Here is an 18,064-nt window from a genome sequence, read left to right on the forward strand (position 1 = left end):
GGTACGCAACAAAAAAGAAAAGGAGGAGTGATGGGTCAGGATCAAGCATCATCGGTATTTGATCTCGCGGCGGTTGCCGCACAATCCAATGGAGGTAACAATGACCTGCTGCTGCCTCCCCGGCGTTTCGTAGGAGAACCGCAGAAGCCCAGCAAAATGCCGTATACGAAGTATGTGGCCTACGACAAGCAGGTTCCGTTCGATTACCCCGAACGCACCTGGCCGACTAAAAAACTGCGCCGCGCCCCGCGCTGGTGCTCGGTCGATCTGCGCGACGGCAACCAGGCGCTGGTCAACCCGATGGATTCCGAGCGCAAGCTGCGTTTCTGGAACCTCTTGATTTCGATGGGCTTCAAAGAGATCGAAGTCGGTTTCCCCTCGGCTTCCGACACGGATTACGATTTCGTGCGTCTGCTGATCGAACGCGAGCTCATCCCCGATGATGTCACCATCGTCGTGCTGACCCAGGCCCGCGAACATCTGATCCGCAAGACCTACGAATGTCTGCGCGGTGCCAAGCGTGCGGTCGTGCATTTCTATAATTCCGTTTCCGTACTGCAGCGCGAGGTCGTCTTCCGCAAGGACAAGGCGGGCATCAAGAAGCTGGCGACCGATGCGGCCGAACTGTGCAAGGACCTCGAAGGGGCAGCCGGCGACACCGATTTGTATTACGAGTATTCGCCGGAATCGTTCACCGGCACCGAGCCGGATTACGCCGTCGAGGTGTGCAACGCCGTCATCGACGTCATCAAGCCGACGCCGGAGCACAAGATGATCATCAACCTGCCGGCCACCGTCGAGATGACCACGCCGAACGTCTTCGCCGACGAGGTCGAGTATGTCTCCCGCAACCTCAAAGACCGCGATTCCATCGTGCTTTCGCTGCATCCACACAACGACGAGGGCATGGGCGTGGCAGCAGCGGAACTGGCTGTGCTCGCCGGGGCCGACCGCGTCGAAGGATGCCTCTTGGGCAACGGCGAACGTACCGGCAACGTCGATCTGGTGACGCTGGGCCTCAACATGCTCACGCAAGGTGTTGATCCGCAGATCGATTATTCGGATGTTCCGAAGATTCGCAAGACCGTCGAATACTGCAACCAGCTCACCATCTCCGAGCGTCATCCCTACGCCGGCAGCTTCGTGTTCACCGCCTTCTCCGGCTCCCATCAGGACGCCATCAAGAAGGGGCTCGAGGCCCGTCAGGCCGCGGCCGAAGAGCGTGGCGCGAACCTCGACGATTTCGTCTGGCTCGTACCCTACCTGCCCATCGACCCCAAGGACATCGGCCGCAGCTACAAGGCCATCATCCGCGTCAATTCGCAGTCCGGCAAGGGCGGCATGGCCTACTTGCTCAAGACCAACCACAACCTCGACCTCCCGAAGCGCCTGCAGATCGAATTCGAGAAGGTCGTGCAGGACTACGCCGACAAGACCGACAAAGAGGTCAAGGACGACGATATCTGGAGGCTCTTCAAGGACGAGTACCTTCCGGTCGAGGAAAACGGCGCGTTCGCGATCGGCGAGGCCGTGGGCGACAATGGCGACGACGATCTGCAATCGTGGGGCCGCCTGAAGCTCTTGAACGTCTCGGTTTCCTCGGGCGCGGACGGTTCCGACACCGTGTTGAAGGCCAAGCTCTTGGACCGCGGTGCCGAGCCGGGCGCCGACCCGATCGAGCGCGAGGTCAGTGGCGCCGGCAACGGCCCGCTTGACGCCTTCCTCAACGCGCTTTCGTCCATCGCCATTTCCGTCAGCGTCATGGATTATGCCGAGCACGCGATGACCGCCGGCACCGACGCGATGGCCGCCTCGTACGTCGAGTGCCAGATCGGTGGCGAGGCCAATGCCAAAATCATCTGGGGCGTCGGCATCGATTCGTCGATTACCACCAGCTCGCTGAAGGCGGTCATCTCCGCGATCAACCGTTCGATACGCTAGGGTTCCATACGGTCCAAGAGGTATCAAGAGGTATCAAGAGGTATCAAGCAATAGATATCGAGGGATACCAAAAGCGGGCTTGCTTTCCATAGGCAAGCCCGCTTTTGGTTTATTCGGCGGAATCCGATTTGTTTGGTTTCTTGTTGTGGCTGCTTGTTGCCGTTCCAGCCCTAATGGCTTTATTGCGACGAAGATTCGGCGTTGCCGCTTTCGCCGCTATCAGTGTTGGTGGAACCCTCGGTCGTCTCCGTTGCCTCGGATGAGCTGTCGGAGTCGTTGGACTCGGTTCCGGCGCTGGTCTCGTTACTGCCGCCTGTGGTGCTACCGGTGTTGCTGGAATCTATACCTTCGGAGCTGTAATACTTGCGGCTTCCCCACCCGGAATATGAGGAACCTGCCCCCGTGCCCCACGTGCCGTCGGGGCCGCCGATCTTGCCTTCGTCCTTGGCCACGGGGAACGCCTCGTTGGGCGTGTCGGCCAGCGCCTGCCTCATGTATTGGGTGAACAGGTGCACCGGGTAGTCGCTGCCGGTGCCGTAATAGCCGATGGACGGCATCGGCAGGGGCTTGCCCTTGTTGTTCGGGTCGGGGTTCCACATCGCGAACACGGTCACGGTGTTTGGCGAGAAGCCGGCGAAGCTGCCTGCCGTCGAATCGTTGGCGGTGCCGGATTTGCCGGCCACGGCCTTGCCGATTTTGAGCGCTTCGGTCGCGGTGCCATATTGCACGGTTCCTGTCATCGCCTTGGTCACGAGCGCGGCGTCATTGGCGCTGAAGACCCTCGTGGTGTCGGTGGGTGAGCGGTACATGTCCTTGCCCTGCGAGTCCTTGACGGACGCGACGATATGCAGCGTCGGTTTGTTGCCCTGGTTGGCGATGGTGGAATAGGCCTGGGCGATGTCTTTGACATGCACGCTGTCGTTGCCCAACACGGTGAAGGCGTTGTCTCCGGTCACGAGCTTCGGGTCCATGCCCGCGGCCTGGGCGGTCTGGGCCACCTTCTTGGTTCCCAGATGCTGCTGCAGGTCCATGTAGATGGTGTTCACCGAGTTCGCCGTGGCGTTGTAGAGGTTGGTGTAGCCGAAGCTCTGGTTGCCGAAGTTCTGCACCGGCGTGTTGATATTGGTGAACGTGCGCGGGGAGTTGCCGTTGAAGGTCGTGCTGAGGTTGACGCCTTCCTCGGCCGTGGCCATCAGCGCGAACGGTTTCATCGTCGACCCGGGTTCGTAGAGGGCCTGGGTCGCGTTGTTGAGCGGCTTGGTCAGGTAGTCGTCGCCGCCGTACAGCGAGATGATCGATCCGTCCTTGGGATTGACGCTCATGCCGCCGATTTGCACGCCGGCAGGCACCAACCCGTTGCCGTCCTGCGAGGGGCTGGCGACCTTGAACATCAGATCCTGCTTGCCTTTGTCGATGGTGGTGACGATGGTATAGCCGCCGGTGTCGATGTCGTCGCGGGTGAAGGCCCCGCTGCCGGTCAGTTCGTCCCGCACCATCTGCAGGATATAGCCGTTGGTGCCTTTGTACGAGCTTTGCTGCGATTGCGGAGGCACGGTCGACGGCATTTTCGGGTTGGCCGCGGCGTCTTTGGCGCTGATGTAGTGCTGGCGCTCCATGATGCCGATGACGCGTGTATAGCGTTGCTGCGCGCGCTTGGGGTTGACCGCCGGGTCCCAGTTCGAAGGAGCTGGAATGATGCCGGCCAGCAGCGCCGCCTCGGGCATGGTCATGTCTTTGGCGTCTTTGTTGAAGTAGGCCTTCGACGCGGCCTCGATGCCGTAGGCTCCGCGTCCCAGATAAATCGTGTTCATATAGTTGCACAGGACCTTGTCCTTGTCCTGCGACTTCGTGATCTTCATCGCCAGAATCGCTTCGCGCACCTTGCCGGAGTAGGTGTGGGTGTCGCCCATATAATAGCGTTCCGCGTATTGCTGGGTGATGGTGGAGGCGCCTTGGCGTGCGCCGCCGCTGACGTTGTTGAGGAAGGCGCGCGCAATGCCTTTGAAATCGACGCCGGTGTCTTGGTAGAACGTCTGGTTTTCACTGGCCACCATGGATTGCCCGATGTATTTGGGCAGGGCGTCGCAACTGATGATTTCACGGTTCTGGGTGGCGAAATCGCCGACGGGCGTGGTGCCGTCTGCGTAATAGACTTTCGTTTTCTCGGCCATCGCGATTTTTTCTGGGAGAGGAATTTCGGTGGTGGCGTAAAGGTAGGCGAACACACCGGCTCCGACGAGGGCGAGCAGGGCGATGATGCCCAGCGTCCATTTGAGAATACGATGTTTGTGCTTTTTTGGTGCTTTGCGTTGTGGGCCCTGTTTTCTCGGACGGTTGTTCGCGGCGTTGGCGCTGCGGCGTGGGTATTGGCCGCGCGCTGTCTTGGCGTGTTGGTGTTTGCGTTTGGGCTTTGTCCTACCTGTGCCTGCGGCGCGCGCCGAAGCCGTGCGAAACTCTGTGACCATGCCAACTACCGTAATGGTTGCCCCTGAAAAACGACTGGGATTGGCGGGCAAAAGTGGTTTAGTTGTGCAGTTTCGGTAACGAAAGATAGGGAGGCTTTCTCGGCTCGCTGTTGTTTTCGCAAATACGGGCATAATCCTTGCCTAAGCTCTATCATACGGTTGATGAGTATCCATTTATGCGATTTCTGTTACATTGGTTATGTATGAAGTTATGTGCTGATGCCCTTTTCGTTATAAAGGGCTAGACTCGTAAATGGAATTTTGCACGTGAAATAAAGGAGTCAATATGAGTATTCGCGTGGCAGTGGCAGGCATCGGCAATTGTGCCTCGTCCCTGATTCAAGGTGTCGAGTATTACAAGGACGCGAAGGATGATGAGAAGATCCCCGGCCTGATGCACAACAACTTCGGCGGCTACCGGGTCCGCGACATTGAGTTTGTGACGGCGTTCGACGTCGATGCGTTGAAGGTCGGCAAGGATATTTCCGAGGCCATCGGCGCCTCGCAGAATAACACCTACAAGTTCTGCGACGTGCCGAACAAGGGTGTCGAGGTGCTGCGCGGGCCGACCTACGACGGCTTGGGCGAGTACTACAAGAAGATGATCACCGAGTCCGACGCCGAGCCGGTCGACGTGGCCCAGGTGCTGCGCGACAAGAAGGTCGACGTGCTGGTCAGCTACATGCCCGTCGGCTCGGAGCAGGCCGACAAGGCCTACGCGCAGGCCGCGATGGACGCCGGCTGCGCCTTCGTCAACTGCCTGCCCGTCTTCATCGCCTCCGACCCGGAGTGGGCGCAGAAGTTCCGCGACGCCGGCGTGCCGATCATCGGCGACGACATCAAGAGCCAGGTCGGCGCCACCATCACCCACCGCGTGATGGCCCGCCTCTTCGAGGACCGCGGCGTGCGTCTCGACCGCACCTATCAGTTGAACGTCGGCGGCAACATGGACTTCATGAACATGCTGCAGCGCTCGCGCTTGGAGTCCAAGAAGGTCTCCAAGACCCGCGCCGTCACCTCGATCGTGCCTCACGAGATGGATCCGCATAACGTCCATATCGGTCCGTCCGACTATGTGGCGTGGCTCGACGACCGCAAGCTCGCGTTCGTGCGCTTGGAAGGCACCACCTTCGGCGACGTGCCGATCAGCCTTGAGTACAAGCTTGAGGACTGGGATTCGCCGAACTCCGCCGGCATCGTCATCGACGCCGTGCGCGCCGCCAAGATCGCGCTCGACCGCCACCTCTCCGGCCCGATTCTCGCGCCGAGCTCCTACTTCATGAAGTCCCCGGCCGTGCAGCATGAGGATTCCGAGGCCCGCCACCTCGTCGAGAAGTACATCGCCGGCGAAGTCGAGGCCGATGAAGCCGAACTCGACGCCGATGTGAAGACCGCCAAGGACAACGGCAAGGACGTCTGGCACGCCTGAGTGAGTGACGCTTATGCGTCGTTCCGGTTGAATTGATCTGATGGCCGTCATCTGCATGAAGCAGGTGGCGGCCATCGTCGTATGCCATGGATGTCACTGTAGTCTGGATGCGTTCGTCCTTGCGTTTGCTGCTGGTAAACGGACTTTGACGTCGTGTTATAGTCCGTTTACCAGCATCAATATGTCGGCATAATACAAAATACGCCTTTTCCGACATCTGTAAATGAGATATCGGAAAAGGCGCATTCGGTAAGGTTCGTGCTACTGCTTACTTGCTCAGCAGCGGGCCGACCTGCTTGTCGTAGGCGATCAGGGCGCTGTTGATGACCTGGTGCATGTCGTAGTAGGCGTAGGTGCCCAGCCTGCCGCCGAAGACGACCTGCGGTTCGCGCGCGGCCAGGTCCTTGTACTGCTGGTAGAGTTTCTGGTCATCGGTGGTGTTGATGGGGTAGTAGGGCTCGTCGTCGCGGCCGGCGGCGCGGCTGTACTCCTCCCAGACCACGGTCTTGTCGGGGTTCTGGGACTCGCGACGCTCCGGGTTGAAGTTCTTGAACTCGATGGCGCGGGTGTAGGGCACGTCGGCGTCCACGAAATTCATCACCGGGCAGCCGAAATGGTCGCCCTCGTCGTAGCGCTGCTCCTTGAAATCGACGGTGCGCCACTTGAGGTCGCCGAGCTGGTAGTCGAAGTACTTGTCGACCGGGCCGGTATAGACCACGGGCACGCGGCCGACGACGGCCTTCTTGTTGAACGGCTGGCTGTCATCGAAGAAGTCGACGCCGAGCGTCACGTGGATCTTCGGGTCGTCGATCATGCGCTGCATCCAGGCGGTGTAGCCGTCGGTGGGCAGGCCCTCCCAAGTGTCCTTGAAATAGTGGTTGTCATAGTTGAAGCGCACGGGCAGGCGCTTGATGATCGACGCCGGCAGGTCTTCCGGCGCGGTCTGCCACTGCTTGCTGGTGTAGTTCTTGATGAACGCCTCGTAGAGCGGCCGGCCGATGAGCTGGATGCCCTTGTCGTTGAGGTTCTCCGGATCGGTGCCGGCCAGTTCGCCGGCCTGCTCGTCGATGAGCGCCTTGGCCTCACCCGGTGTGTAGTGCGCGTGGAAGAACTGGTTGATCGTGCCCAGGTTGATCGGCATGGGGTAGACCTCGCCGTCGTGCGTGGCGTAGACGCGGTGCTGGTAGTTGGTGAAGCTCGTGAAACGGTTGACGTAATCCCACACGCGCTTGTTGGAGGTGTGGAAGAGATGCGCGCCGTACTGGTGGATCTCGGCGCCGGTCTCCTCGTCCATGTAGGAGTAAGCGTTGCCGCCGATGTGTTCGCGCACGTCGATGATCTCGACGCTGTGGCCGTGCTCGGCCGCCTGCTGGGCCACGGTGAGGCCGAACAGCCCCGCCCCTACGACCACCAGATCGGGCAGTTGCGTATTGTTCTTGTTGTCGCTCATCTGTTTCCTTTCAGCCTCCGCGGTCCATCGGCAAGGCGTTCCGTCAATTGTGTTGCGCCATCGGCGTGACGCGTATCGTCTCCATACTACAAGCCAGTGGGCACTCCGATTGTGGCGGTTGGGCGCAGGTTGATGATGCTCGTCGGCGAGTTGCCGTATGCGCGGTGGTGCGTGCCTTGGTAGGGCGCGTGCAAATCATCGGTTTTATGCCGTTCGGTGAATGGATTCGAATTGAGATGTTGTTTGTGCGTATTTCGTTTTTCGGCTGATGCGCGGCAATTGGATACTGAGTTTGTCGGCTAGCTCTAAAACGGATTGTCGAAGGTCGTGTGCTCGGTCCCGGTATGGGGTATACTGGTTAAGCCTTCACGTGGCGTTATGTCACCCAATCCCCCCAGGGCAGGAATGCAGCAAGGGTAAGTGGCCTCTGTCGGGTGCGTGAAGGTTTTCTTATACCTTCGCGACCATACCGGCCTTTAGACTTTGACTATGGCTATGAGTGGGAACGAAACGTTGGATTTCAGTGGTTACGCCGCAATGGATGCGGTGAAAACGAAGCTGGACGATGCCTGCGAAACCGGCGCCCGCACGCTTCTGGTGGCCGGTGCGCCAAGGAGCGGCAAAACCGAATTCGCACTGGCGGCGACGCTCGAGGGCATCCAGCGGTTCGGCGACGGCAGGGTTTCCATGGCGGTTTCCGGGCGTCAGGCTGCCGACAGGCTTTCCGACCGAATCATTCGTGAGGTCCGTTCCACTTCAAGCGCCCGGCCGGTGACCACACTTTCCGCCATCGCCTTTCGTATGATTTCGCGGATTCGTGAGAGTCGCCACGAGCCCCTGCCGAAACTCTTGAACGGGGCGGAGCAGGACGCCTTGTTGCGTCAGGTCGTGGCGGTGCATGTCGGGCACGCCCGAGCCGGCGAGCTGTGCGATACCTGCGAGCTGATGCGACGGTATTTTGCCGCGGACGATTGGGTCGATACCGTCTACGGCGATGACGGAAGCGCGGCGGGCAGAGGCTCGCGCGGCTCGGCCTCCCGCAGGCAAGGCGCAACAACGGTTCGTGACACGACATCGCAACCCCGCTCCACCTCGAAGGGCATCGGGAGCAGCGACGTACTCTTTGCGCGAGGTATCAACGATGCGTTTGTAATGCAATTGCGAGACATGCTGGCTCGTATGGACGAGCTGGGTCTGGGGGCCGCGCGCGAAGACGAGGTCCTCCGTTTGCTTGCGGATTCGCGGAATGCAAGCGATGCCTACAGCTTGCGCGACGAACGGCTCGGTGTCCAGTGGCGGCTGGCATTCGCCCTGCGAAAAGAGTATATGCAGGCCGTGGTCGACGGCTATCCGGGTGAGTTCCGGCTCGATTCCTCGCGCCTGCTGGTTGAAGGTGCGCTGGCGGCTACACAAGTGGACGCGCGGGTGCTGCCGACATTCGTGGTGATCGACGACTTCCAGGATCTGACGTTGGCCGGGCTTTCGTTCCTCGAGGCGTTGGCACGACGTGGCGTGAGGCTGCTTCTGGTGGGCAATCCCGACGAAGCCGTGCAGACCTTCCGCGGTTCCTACCCCGAGTATCTGTTCATGCGCGCGCAGCAGCCACCGCTTTCGGCCGAGACGATGACACTGCCGACGCGAAGGATTTGCCAGGCCGCGAGTGTCTCGGGCAGATCTTATGACGCGCAAGATGGCGCGGGACACAATGATTCTCCGGATTCGGCGAATGAAAACGGACTTGTCGAAACCGGCCCTTCCCGGGCCGTCGGGCACAGCAATAATGGTGAACCGGTTTTGGGCAATCATTCCGCCGCGTCGTCCTCATATCTCGATCTGCTGGCTTCACGCGTCTCGCTTTCCATCGCCGCCAACGAACAAACTTCCGTGGCATTGCCCGACCGGCCCGGAAAACTGCCGCGCCTGGCCGCAAGCTTTCCTATCGAGACCTTGGACGCAAACGACCCGAAACCGAAGGACGGCAGCGTAAGAACCTTGCTGTATCGCAACTCGCGCGAGGAGCTGGACGATGTGGTCTGGCGCATCAAGGAAGCGCATCTTTCAAGCGGCCGGCAGTGGAATGATTTCGCGGTGATCGCCCACGACAACGACACGGTGCGCGCGTTCGGCGAGCGGTTGCGCGGCGACGGGGTGCCGGTTCGTTACTCGGCGGTCACCAGACCGCTCAAGGACGATCCGAGCGTGCAGGGGCTGTTTGCGTTGCTGGAACTGGCGAAGCTGCGCCACGACGGTATCGATGCTTCCGGCATGTCGTTGGCCGAGACGGCAAGATATGTGCGTAGCCGCGTGCAGACCTTGTTGGAAAGTCCGTTGGTGAGCCTGCGTTCGTCTTCCGCGGCTTACCCGGCGCGTCTGTCCCCGGTGGAATCGGTGATGAAGGCCATCGCCTCGTTGGCTCAGGTGATCGACGGGGAAACGGACAACGAAACCACCGCGGCGAATGGCGAAGGAGCCAGGCAGTCTTTGGACGTCACCGCGCAACTGCCGCGTCTGCAAACTATGTGGAAGGCGTTACGGGATCGGGCTGTCGCGCAACGTACGACGGGCGATATCGAAGTCGATAACAGCCTTCTTTCAGATGACGGACAGCAGAGCGAAGGTGATATGCCCTTCGGCGTGGATGCGATGTATATCATGCTGGCGTTCGATGTTGCCGACATGGACGACGCATCGCAGACCGAAGCTGAATCTGCCGGTGACGCCGCAGCGGTTCTGGAATTGATTGGCAAAGTGGGTGGCGGCCTTTATTCTCGGGCTTTCGGCCATGTCTGGGATTTGGTGGCCAAAGTCGAAAAGGGACTGGCCGCCTTGCCGAGCCGTGAGCCGCAGTATGCGCTCGGGCTGGCATGGGATGCCTGTCATGTGGCCGATTCCTGGCAGGTGGCAGCGCTCGCCAACAACGCCGACGGCCGTGCCGCCAACGACCGGCTGGACGTGATGATGCGGCTTTTCGCCTACGCTTCCGGCGCGGGCGAAAAGCAAATCGTCGGGGACTTCATTTCCAGCGTCCGTTCGATGCGCATTGAGGCCGATTCGTTGGCCAAGGTCGCGCCCATCGATCAGGCGGTCACACTCACCACCCCCGCCGGTGCCGCGGCCGGCCATTGGCCCTTCGTGTTCATCGCCGAAATCCAGCAGGATGTCTGGCCGAACCTGGCAGCGCGCAACACCATGTTCGGCGGCGAGAACCTTGCCGACGTCGTCCTGCACGGCGGCATGCGCGACGAGCTCGAGCCGGGCATGGCCGGAGGAGACCCGGAGCTTGCCCAGGTGCTTTCGGCCGAACAGAAAAGCTTCCTGGTGGCGCTGACGAGGGCGAGCGAGCAGGTGACGCTGAGCGCCGTGCTGAGCGATGACGCCGTCCCGTCCGATTTTCTCTATACCTACGTGCCCGAACGCTTCGATCGCGTGCGCGACGCGGATCCGGCGGCCCGGGATTACACGCCGCTTGCGGATTCCGGCCGCTTTGCCGGCCTTGATGCCGACCCGCGTGGGCTGGTGGCGGCCTCGCGCATCGAGCTGATGCGTCAGACGGATGCTGTTGCAAGCGCAGCGCGCAAGGACGCTGACTCGACTGACGTTGCGGCCGGTCCGTTGCAATCGGAGGCCATGTCTGACGCCGCATCTTCGGTGCGGATTCAGGATGCCGCCGTGTCGCTGGCATTGCTTGGCGACGCCGGGCTCGAAGCGGCCGATCCCGAAAGCTGGCCGTATACCTTCAACCTGCACGGTGAAGCAGGTGTGCGTTCAGAAGTCGGAACAAAAGCGGATGCCTCGAAATCATCACAATCCGATAAAACCGTTTTGCCCGCGGGCTTGCAGGCCGCCCAACCTTCACGCAACGCATCGAACAACAATGATTCATCGTCCTCGGCTCCCACGGTAACGCTTTCCCCCTCGCAGGTCGACCGAATCTGGGCATGCCCGGTCTGCTGGATGCTCGAAAGCCAGTTCGCCGGCCCGCGTCCGTCGAACGCGGCCACCGGTTTCGGCACGTTGATCCACAAAGTCGCCCAGCTTGCCGGCGAGGCCGGCCTGGATTCCCCGAATTTCATGGCAGAAAAGCCCGAAAACGAACGTATCGAGGCGATCGCGGCTCGCATGATGGAGATGTACCATGAACTTGCCGATGACCTCGATGCCATTGACGACCCCGAGCAGCGCTACAAGGCGGAAAGCAAGGACGAAGGTGCGCAGCAGACGCTCACCGATATCGCGACCTACTTTGTGACTTCGAATGGCAAGGATTACCCTTACGGCAATCTCAAGAACTTCGCCGTGGGCCGTTTGCAGCATGCGGATAGCGAGTATGCGTTCGCGGCACGGTTCGGCCTTGACGACATCTGCGCGGCCTATAACGCCATCGACGGCATCGATCCGATTGGAGCCGATGATCTCGCAGGTATCATGGCGGCACTCAACGGCGGCTGGCCTGAGGGCATGAACACGGATCTGCAGGTGCGTCTGACCGGGCGTATCGATCGGCTGGAATGGCGGGACTTGGGCGACGGCAAGGCGCATGTGCGCCTGATCGATTGGAAAACCGGGCACAAGCACACGGCCAAGCAGATGTTCAACGATTTGCAGCTGGTCTGCTACCAGCTCGGTCTGGCGTTCCCCGAAGCGGATTGGTCCGGAGAAAACGATGGGAGAGGGACTTCGAGTGTGCTGCCCAATGCCGGATTGCACGGGGTCGAGGCCTTGAAGGCCATGCCCGACATCACCCAAAGCGCCCTGTTCGATGTCGACTCGACGCCGGCTCCGGCCTATGGCTATCGGGTTCCGGAAACGCTGTTCCAGCCGCCGCTTTTCCACGGCGGGGCGTTGAACAGCGGCGGTTTCACGCCGCGCAGCCACTATGCCGATTTGCAGAAACTCGCGGATATTGCCGACCTGCCGGCCGACGCGCCACAAGGTGTGGGCGAACACGCCTGGCAGCAGTTCCTTTCGCTGCGTGGCACCCAAGCGGTGTGGGCGCTGACGATGATCTCGCGTATCTTCTACGCTGCTGCGGCCTCCCGTTCGAGTGTGCTGGTCGCGCGGCCGCAACCCGACCACGTGACCTGGTGCAGGATGAAAACGGTGTGTCCGGCCTGCGCCGGCGAGGTGGATACGGTCTATGAAGTCAGGAGGGGCTGAGATGGCGGAAGGCGAACGGTTGGGCCGGTTCGATGATATCGAAGGCGTACAGGTCGGTATGAATGTATCCGAATATGATAACCGTAACGGGATGAAACGCAGTACCGGCGATACCGGTGATACTGTCAAGACCGCCAATACCGACAGCCCCGAGCAGGCGGCCGTCATCAACGCGCCCCAGGACGCCGACGTGCTCGTGGTCGCCGGTGCCGGATCGGGCAAAACCTACACCATGACCCGTCGCATCATCAACCTGATCGAGGTCGGCGTGCCGCCCGAGAAGATCCTCGGGCTGACCTTCACGCGCAAGGCCGCCTCCGAGCTGCTGGGCCGTGTGTCTGGCGCGGTGGCTGAAAACGCACGGGCGAACGAGGCCGTGGCGAGCGTTGCCGGCGCCCCGCGTCGCGCCAACGTGTTCCTCAAGCCGCAGGTCTCCACCTACGATGCCTTTTTCCAGTCCATCGTGCGCCAATACGGCCTGCTGGTCGGCTTCGACCAGAACACCCAGCCGCTGAGCGAGGCCGGAGCCCACCAGCTTGCAGTCTCCGTCATCGACGAGAACATGGACATCCTGCGAGGGCAGGGATTCGGGGGATTTGCCGATATCGTCGCCAGCGTGCTGAGCCTTTCCAACGCCATCAGCGGCTCGATGATCGGCGAGCATTGCGTGAGCGTCCCCGACGCCATCGCCCGTATACGCGCGTGGGATCAGGCGTTCATCGCGCAGATGGACGCTGTCATTGGCGAGGAAACTGTGCCGGAAGACGAACCGAAACCCGGCAAGCCGCCGAAGCGCAGGAAGAAGGAGCGCGACGAGCAATTCGCCGAGCGCATCGCCGATTACCGTGCAGCTGGCCATGGTCTCGCCGTCTTTCGCAGCGCGGGGTTGCGTAGCGTCGCCCAAAAACGCGAAGTCCTGTTGACCTTGGTCGAGCGTTACCACGAACGCAAGCAGCAGCTCAATATGGCGGAATTCAACGATTTCACCGTCGCCGCCTACGCATTGATCACCCGTTTCCCCTCGATCGGCGAGCGTCTGCGCCGCCGTTACACCCACGTCCTGCTCGACGAATATCAGGACACGTCCACCACCCAGGCCGCGCTGATCGCCGCCTTGTTCCATCCTGACGATTCCACTTCTTCTGCGTCACCATCACGGCATTCCGCGGTCAATGCCGTGGGTGACCCCTTCCAGTCCATCTATGCCTGGCGTGGTGCCAGCCCGGGCGCGTTCCGCATGTTCCAACGCGACTTCGGCATGGACGAGAGTGCCAAACCGTATTCGCTGAGCGTCACCCGACGCAATGCCCGAGTGGTGCTCGAAGCCGCCAACGACCTGACCCAGCCGCTGCGCACGCCTCAGGCGACGCCATCGAGTTCGCCGATGCGTGAGGTGCCGGTGCCGGCGTTGACCACGATCGACACAGCCAAGGAAGGCACGTTGGGCGTGCTCGTTTTCGACACGCTCGGCCAGGAGATCGATGCCGTGGTACGGTTCGCCAAAACCTCCATCGCCAGGCATACGCCCAAAGACCCGGGACGCAAAGACGTCCGTCCGCATGTGGCCGTCCTGTTTAGAGGCAAGAGCACCATGCCGCAATTCGCTTTAAGGTTGCAAAAAGCCGGATTGACGACGTTGACCGTGGGGTATTCGGCCCTTCTGGACCGCCCTGAAATCCGCGATGTACTGGCCCTGCTGCACGTCGTTGCCGATCACACGGACTCCGGTGCCTTGATGCGGCTTTTGGCAACGCCTCGCTTCGGCTTGGGCAGCCATGACCTGAACGCTTTGGCCAGACTCGCCAGCCGTCGCAACGACGAATACCGGTTCCGCGCGCTGGCCCAGGCCGGGCTGGTGCCGGCCGATGCCAAACCGGACCAGAGAGCGAAACTGGTCGCCGAGCATCGCGATCAGGTGCCCAACATGGTCTTTCTCGCCGATGCTCTGAGCGACGACAAGCTTGGGGCGACCTTGGATTCGCCTCGTGTCGCCTCGCTTTTCAGCGCGTCCGGACTTGCCGCCATCCGTCATGCGGCGGGAGTTTTGCGGCAGGTCAATGCCGTCGCCAACCATGCCCTTGTCGAAATCATCGAAACCGCCATCGAAGCGCTCGGTCTCGATATCGATACGGTCGTGGCCCAGGCCATTCAGGAATCTGGAAAACAGGTGGATCCGGCTCTGGCTCGTTCGCCGATGAACGCTTTGGTGGATCTGGTCAACACCTATACGCAGGAAATCACTGAAGGTGCCACGCCAACGCTGCGCGGATTCGTCTCCTGGGTGGATTCCCTGAAGAGCATCCCCGACGAGACGGCGGCGGTGCCCGACGAACCGGTCGACGTGGTGCTGATGACCATCCACCAGTCCAAGGGCCTTGAATGGGATGCCGTGGCCATGGTCGGTATGAAGGCCACGGGCTTCCCGTCCAATCAGGGCGACAGGCTCAAGATCGATCTGGACGAAGATCATATCGGCGGCTTGAAAGAAGGCGTCTGGCAGGCTCCGCAATACCACGAGACGGCCAATACCTGGCTCGACAACCCCGCTGCCGTGCCAGTCCCGGTGCGTGCCGACGCCGATATCCTGCCCCGCTTCCCGCACGATGCGGCCGTGGGCAGCGACCCGCTTGAGGCGTTGCGACAGCTTTCCAGCGTGGAGGTGGTGGGCAACGAGTCCGAGGGGCTGATGCGGGCCTTCGACGCGATCGACGGAAGTGACGGCGACGCGCTTGATTCGGGCACAACCACGTCTTGTGACGGCAGTGGCGCAATCTATCTGTCGCAGCAGGAGGAATACGGCCGCCGGTTGCACGCCGACGAACGCCGGCTCGCCTACGTCGCGTTGACGCGCGCCCGCGAAGAAGTATTGATGACCTACAGCCGTCACGCCGAACTCTCGCGCGACCCCGCGGCGGCCGGATCGGGCCACGATGCCAAGCCCTCGAATTTCCTTACCGAAGTGCATGACGCTTTGGCATACCGGGATGATGTGGTCGTGGTCGAGGACGATACGCAGGTCTCCGATAGCGATAGCGGCAACTTGGCCTATGTTGAAGGCGCGAGTATCGAGGATATATCACAAAGTGATAATCCGGCGGTTGGGCATGCCGGTGCTGGCAATAGCGATGTCGAAACCGGAAGTGCAGCAGATGCGGATTCGGACGATCCCCGCTCGTTGGCACAATTGAACGCTCCCAGGCCAGACGGCCTTTTTGTCGGCTCAAACGCCAAGGAATATGAACGGGCCATCGTCGAGGAGGCTTGGCAGACGCCTTTGGACGAGGACGAACGAGAGCAGACGGACGAAACCTTGCCGTGGCCCGCCTCGTTGAGTGAGTCGATGGCGGGTCGGTTGCATCGTTCGGCTGTATTGACCCGGCAGATGCGCGAGCGTCTGGTGGGTCGGGTCGAGAGCAGCAGGGCCGGCGATGGCGGGGCAGCCGACGTCCAAGGCGAGGCCGGCAACCCCGTCGCAGCCCAAGCTCGAGAATCCGGCATCCAAGATGAAACCGATGCCGTCGCACTTGCGGTCGACCGCATAGCCGCCGATTTGCCCGAAGGTCAGTCGCTCGCCAAGCGCACTCGTATGCTGCTGGCCGACGACGATCTGATGCCGTCAACGCAAGTCGTGCAAAACGGCGACGGTAGCAGAGCCGATCGTTTGTTCGGTAATGACAGTGGGAACGGCAATGGTGGGGGCGCGTCCTGGAACGGCAATGACAGCATGCCTGGTAACGCGTTCGACGACGTATCCGACGCGGTGGCCAGTTGCCCGCACCGCAACGCTTCCTGCGCCGAAACCACCGACGCATTGGATGTCGTCGTTCGTCGGCGCGGTGAGCGCATTCTTGCCAGCCGCCGCCAGAATGTCACTTCGTTGCAGGCCAGCGCCGGCAACATGAGCGCCAGGGAGAGCCGTGAGTATTGGCGCGCCCTTGTGCGTCCGATTCCTCGCGTGGCCTCGCCGGCAGCGCAGGCCGGCACGCGTTTCCATGCCTGGGCGCAGCGCTTCATCGATGCGTACGGTGTCGATGAGGTTGCCGACATGCCTGCCGACGACGGTGTTGCGGCCATTGCGGCTGGCGGTGAGCACGAGACCCGCGCCTCGCTGATCGCCGGTCTCGAGCAAGCCGAACGGCACCCCCAGCCCGAACAGAGCGCGACGGATCGCAAGATTCTCGCGTGGCAGCGCAGACTGGTCGAAGGCCGTTGGGCGTCGCGCCGCCCGTATGCTGCCGAAGAGCAGATCGTCGTCGCCATCCCCGAGCTCGGTGACCGCATCGTCAATGGCAAACTTGACGCGGTTTTCTATGGCGGGCTCGATGAAACCGATGCGACGAAACGCTTCACCATCGTCGATTGGAAGACCGGCAAGAGGCCGATGACGCCGGAGGACATCGACCGCAAACTTGCCCAGCTCGACATGTACCGGCTGATGTTCGCGCAGATGAAAGGCATTCCGCTCGACAGCATCGACGCCACATTGTATTACGTCAGTGTCGCCAGCGAGGACCGCCGTGAGGAACATGCCAAGCCCAAGTCCAAACCCGAAATCCTGAAGGAGCTGAACGCCGGGATCCCGGTTTCCGGCGATGAGGACTAGCGGTCAGCGATGAGGACGAAACGTCGGCGCTGAGGGGCGAATGTTGGTAAACGTGGCAGGTGTTTGCGCTAAAAGCTAGACACAAAAGGCAAAGATGTATAACGCGCGGTGCTATAGTATCCGTGGTTTGCGCTCAGCGAGCGTTCAAACGCGCCGATTGGGCGAGTATGGCTCGCAGCGTAACAGATGATGGGTATGATGTAGTGGTTTGATTTTTGACTTGACTTTCAACAAAGTTTCTGGCCGGAAGATGAACGGCCGTGCCGGTAGGGGCCGGCAGGCGCCAGGCGCTCAATAACTACGGAGGAAAAGGACGTATGCACAATATTGCGAACGGTGACGGCGGAATCGGAGTGGTGTATTCCCCGATGATCTGGAGTGACGTCGAGGCCATTACCCGGCAGTTCGACGAGACCTGGGGACATTATGGACTTACCGGCAACGACAGTAAGCTTTCGATGCTGCTCTCCTACCACTTTGTATTGCATTATATCGCGCCGTCGACGCGCGGCGAAATCGCGCACAAGAACGGCGAATTCATGGGCGTCGCGCTTTCCCGGGTTCCCGGCCAGCCGGTGATGTTCGGCAACATCGCGCAGGAAATGGCGAAAATCGATGAACGGCTCAACTCCACCCCGGCCGGGCACAACGCGCTGGCGGACACGGAACTCGGCTTCGAGATCGAGCGGCGCATGGAGCGCCAGTCCGGTATCAACGCCAAGGCGCCTGCCGAAGTCGAGCTGTTCCTGGTCTCCTCCGCCTCCCGAGGCCACGGTGTCGGCGGAGCGCTGTGGAGCCGCACCATGGATTATTTCGAGCGCTCGCAAGTGCCGATGTTCTATCTGCACACCGACTCGGATTGCGACGTAAGCTTCTACGACCGTCATGGCCTCAAGCGAGTCGCCGAGCGCGACGAGCAGCGTCACCCCGACGACGGCCGCGACCCGCAGCTGGCTCCCACCAAGATGTTCATCTACGCCGGCGTCCCCGCCAAGGTCAAGCAGGTCGTTGCATAGATC

Annotated in this window: 7 protein-coding genes and 1 other RNA gene; 6 read left to right on the plus strand and 2 right to left on the minus strand. The window is 61.2% G+C overall.

Features of this window, described 5'->3' with window-relative positions; translation table 11 throughout:
* Positions 1-30 precede the first annotated feature (30 nt).
* The gene (gene leuA, locus OZX71_RS01850; RefSeq protein ID WP_277160288.1) at positions 31-1,941 is read left to right on the plus strand and encodes a 2-isopropylmalate synthase; all 1,911 of its coding nucleotides are present in this window, start codon (positions 31-33) and stop codon (positions 1,939-1,941) included.
* 179 nt (positions 1,942-2,120) lie between these two features.
* On the opposite strand, the gene OZX71_RS01855 is transcribed toward leuA, so the two are convergent.
* Complete coding sequence (locus tag OZX71_RS01855; protein WP_277160289.1) at positions 2,121-4,406, minus strand: transglycosylase domain-containing protein; 2,286 nt, start codon at positions 4,404-4,406, stop codon at positions 2,121-2,123.
* 286 nt (positions 4,407-4,692) lie between these two features.
* On the opposite strand from OZX71_RS01855, the gene OZX71_RS01860 reads away from it, so the two are divergent.
* Positions 4,693-5,835, plus strand: coding sequence for an inositol-3-phosphate synthase (locus OZX71_RS01860; protein ID WP_277160290.1), 1,143 nt, complete (start codon positions 4,693-4,695; stop codon positions 5,833-5,835).
* A 268-nt stretch (positions 5,836-6,103) separates the two neighbouring features.
* On the opposite strand, the gene glf is transcribed toward OZX71_RS01860, so the two are convergent.
* On the minus strand, positions 6,104-7,285 hold the full coding sequence (gene glf / locus OZX71_RS01865) for a UDP-galactopyranose mutase (RefSeq protein ID WP_277160291.1): 1,182 nt from the start codon (positions 7,283-7,285) through the stop codon (positions 6,104-6,106).
* A gap of 357 nt (positions 7,286-7,642) precedes the next feature.
* Between glf and ffs the strand changes: the two genes are divergently transcribed.
* The 4 genes from ffs to OZX71_RS01885 all read left to right on the plus strand — a co-directional run bounded on the left by ffs (position 7,643) and on the right by OZX71_RS01885 (position 18,061).
* An RNA gene (gene ffs / locus OZX71_RS01870) (signal recognition particle sRNA small type) lies at positions 7,643-7,739 on the plus strand.
* A 41-nt stretch (positions 7,740-7,780) separates the two neighbouring features.
* Entirely contained in the window at positions 7,781-12,442 is a 4,662-nt protein-coding gene (locus OZX71_RS01875; protein ID WP_277160292.1) for a PD-(D/E)XK nuclease family protein, read from the plus strand.
* Between the two features lie 91 nt (positions 12,443-12,533).
* Positions 12,534-17,045, plus strand: a complete 4,512-nt coding sequence (locus OZX71_RS01880; protein ID WP_277160625.1) for a UvrD-helicase domain-containing protein — start codon at positions 12,534-12,536, stop codon at positions 17,043-17,045.
* Between the two features lie 317 nt (positions 17,046-17,362).
* Positions 17,363-18,061 carry a GNAT family N-acetyltransferase gene (locus tag OZX71_RS01885; protein ID WP_277160293.1) on the plus strand — a complete coding sequence of 233 codons (699 nt, stop codon included), beginning with the start codon at positions 17,363-17,365 and terminating at the stop codon, positions 18,059-18,061.
* The last annotated feature ends 3 nt before the right edge of the window (positions 18,062-18,064 follow it).

The organism is Bifidobacterium sp. ESL0764 (assembly GCF_029395515.1).
In the GTDB taxonomy this organism is placed as follows: domain Bacteria; phylum Actinomycetota; class Actinomycetes; order Actinomycetales; family Bifidobacteriaceae; genus Bifidobacterium.

Excerpts from the sequence above, each read along its gene's own strand:
- leuA (WP_277160288.1), top strand. The coding sequence starts at position 31 with ATGGGTCAGGATCAAGCATCATCGGTATTTGATCTCGCGGCGGTTGCC.
- OZX71_RS01855 (WP_277160289.1), bottom strand. The coding sequence starts at position 4,406 with ATGGTCACAGAGTTTCGCACGGCTTCGGCGCGCGCCGCAGGCACAGGT.
- OZX71_RS01860 (WP_277160290.1), top strand. The coding sequence starts at position 4,693 with ATGAGTATTCGCGTGGCAGTGGCAGGCATCGGCAATTGTGCCTCGTCC.
- glf (WP_277160291.1), bottom strand. The coding sequence starts at position 7,285 with ATGAGCGACAACAAGAACAATACGCAACTGCCCGATCTGGTGGTCGTA.
- OZX71_RS01875 (WP_277160292.1), top strand. The coding sequence starts at position 7,781 with ATGAGTGGGAACGAAACGTTGGATTTCAGTGGTTACGCCGCAATGGAT.
- OZX71_RS01880 (WP_277160625.1), top strand. The coding sequence starts at position 12,534 with ATGAAACGCAGTACCGGCGATACCGGTGATACTGTCAAGACCGCCAAT.
- OZX71_RS01885 (WP_277160293.1), top strand. The coding sequence starts at position 17,363 with ATGCACAATATTGCGAACGGTGACGGCGGAATCGGAGTGGTGTATTCC.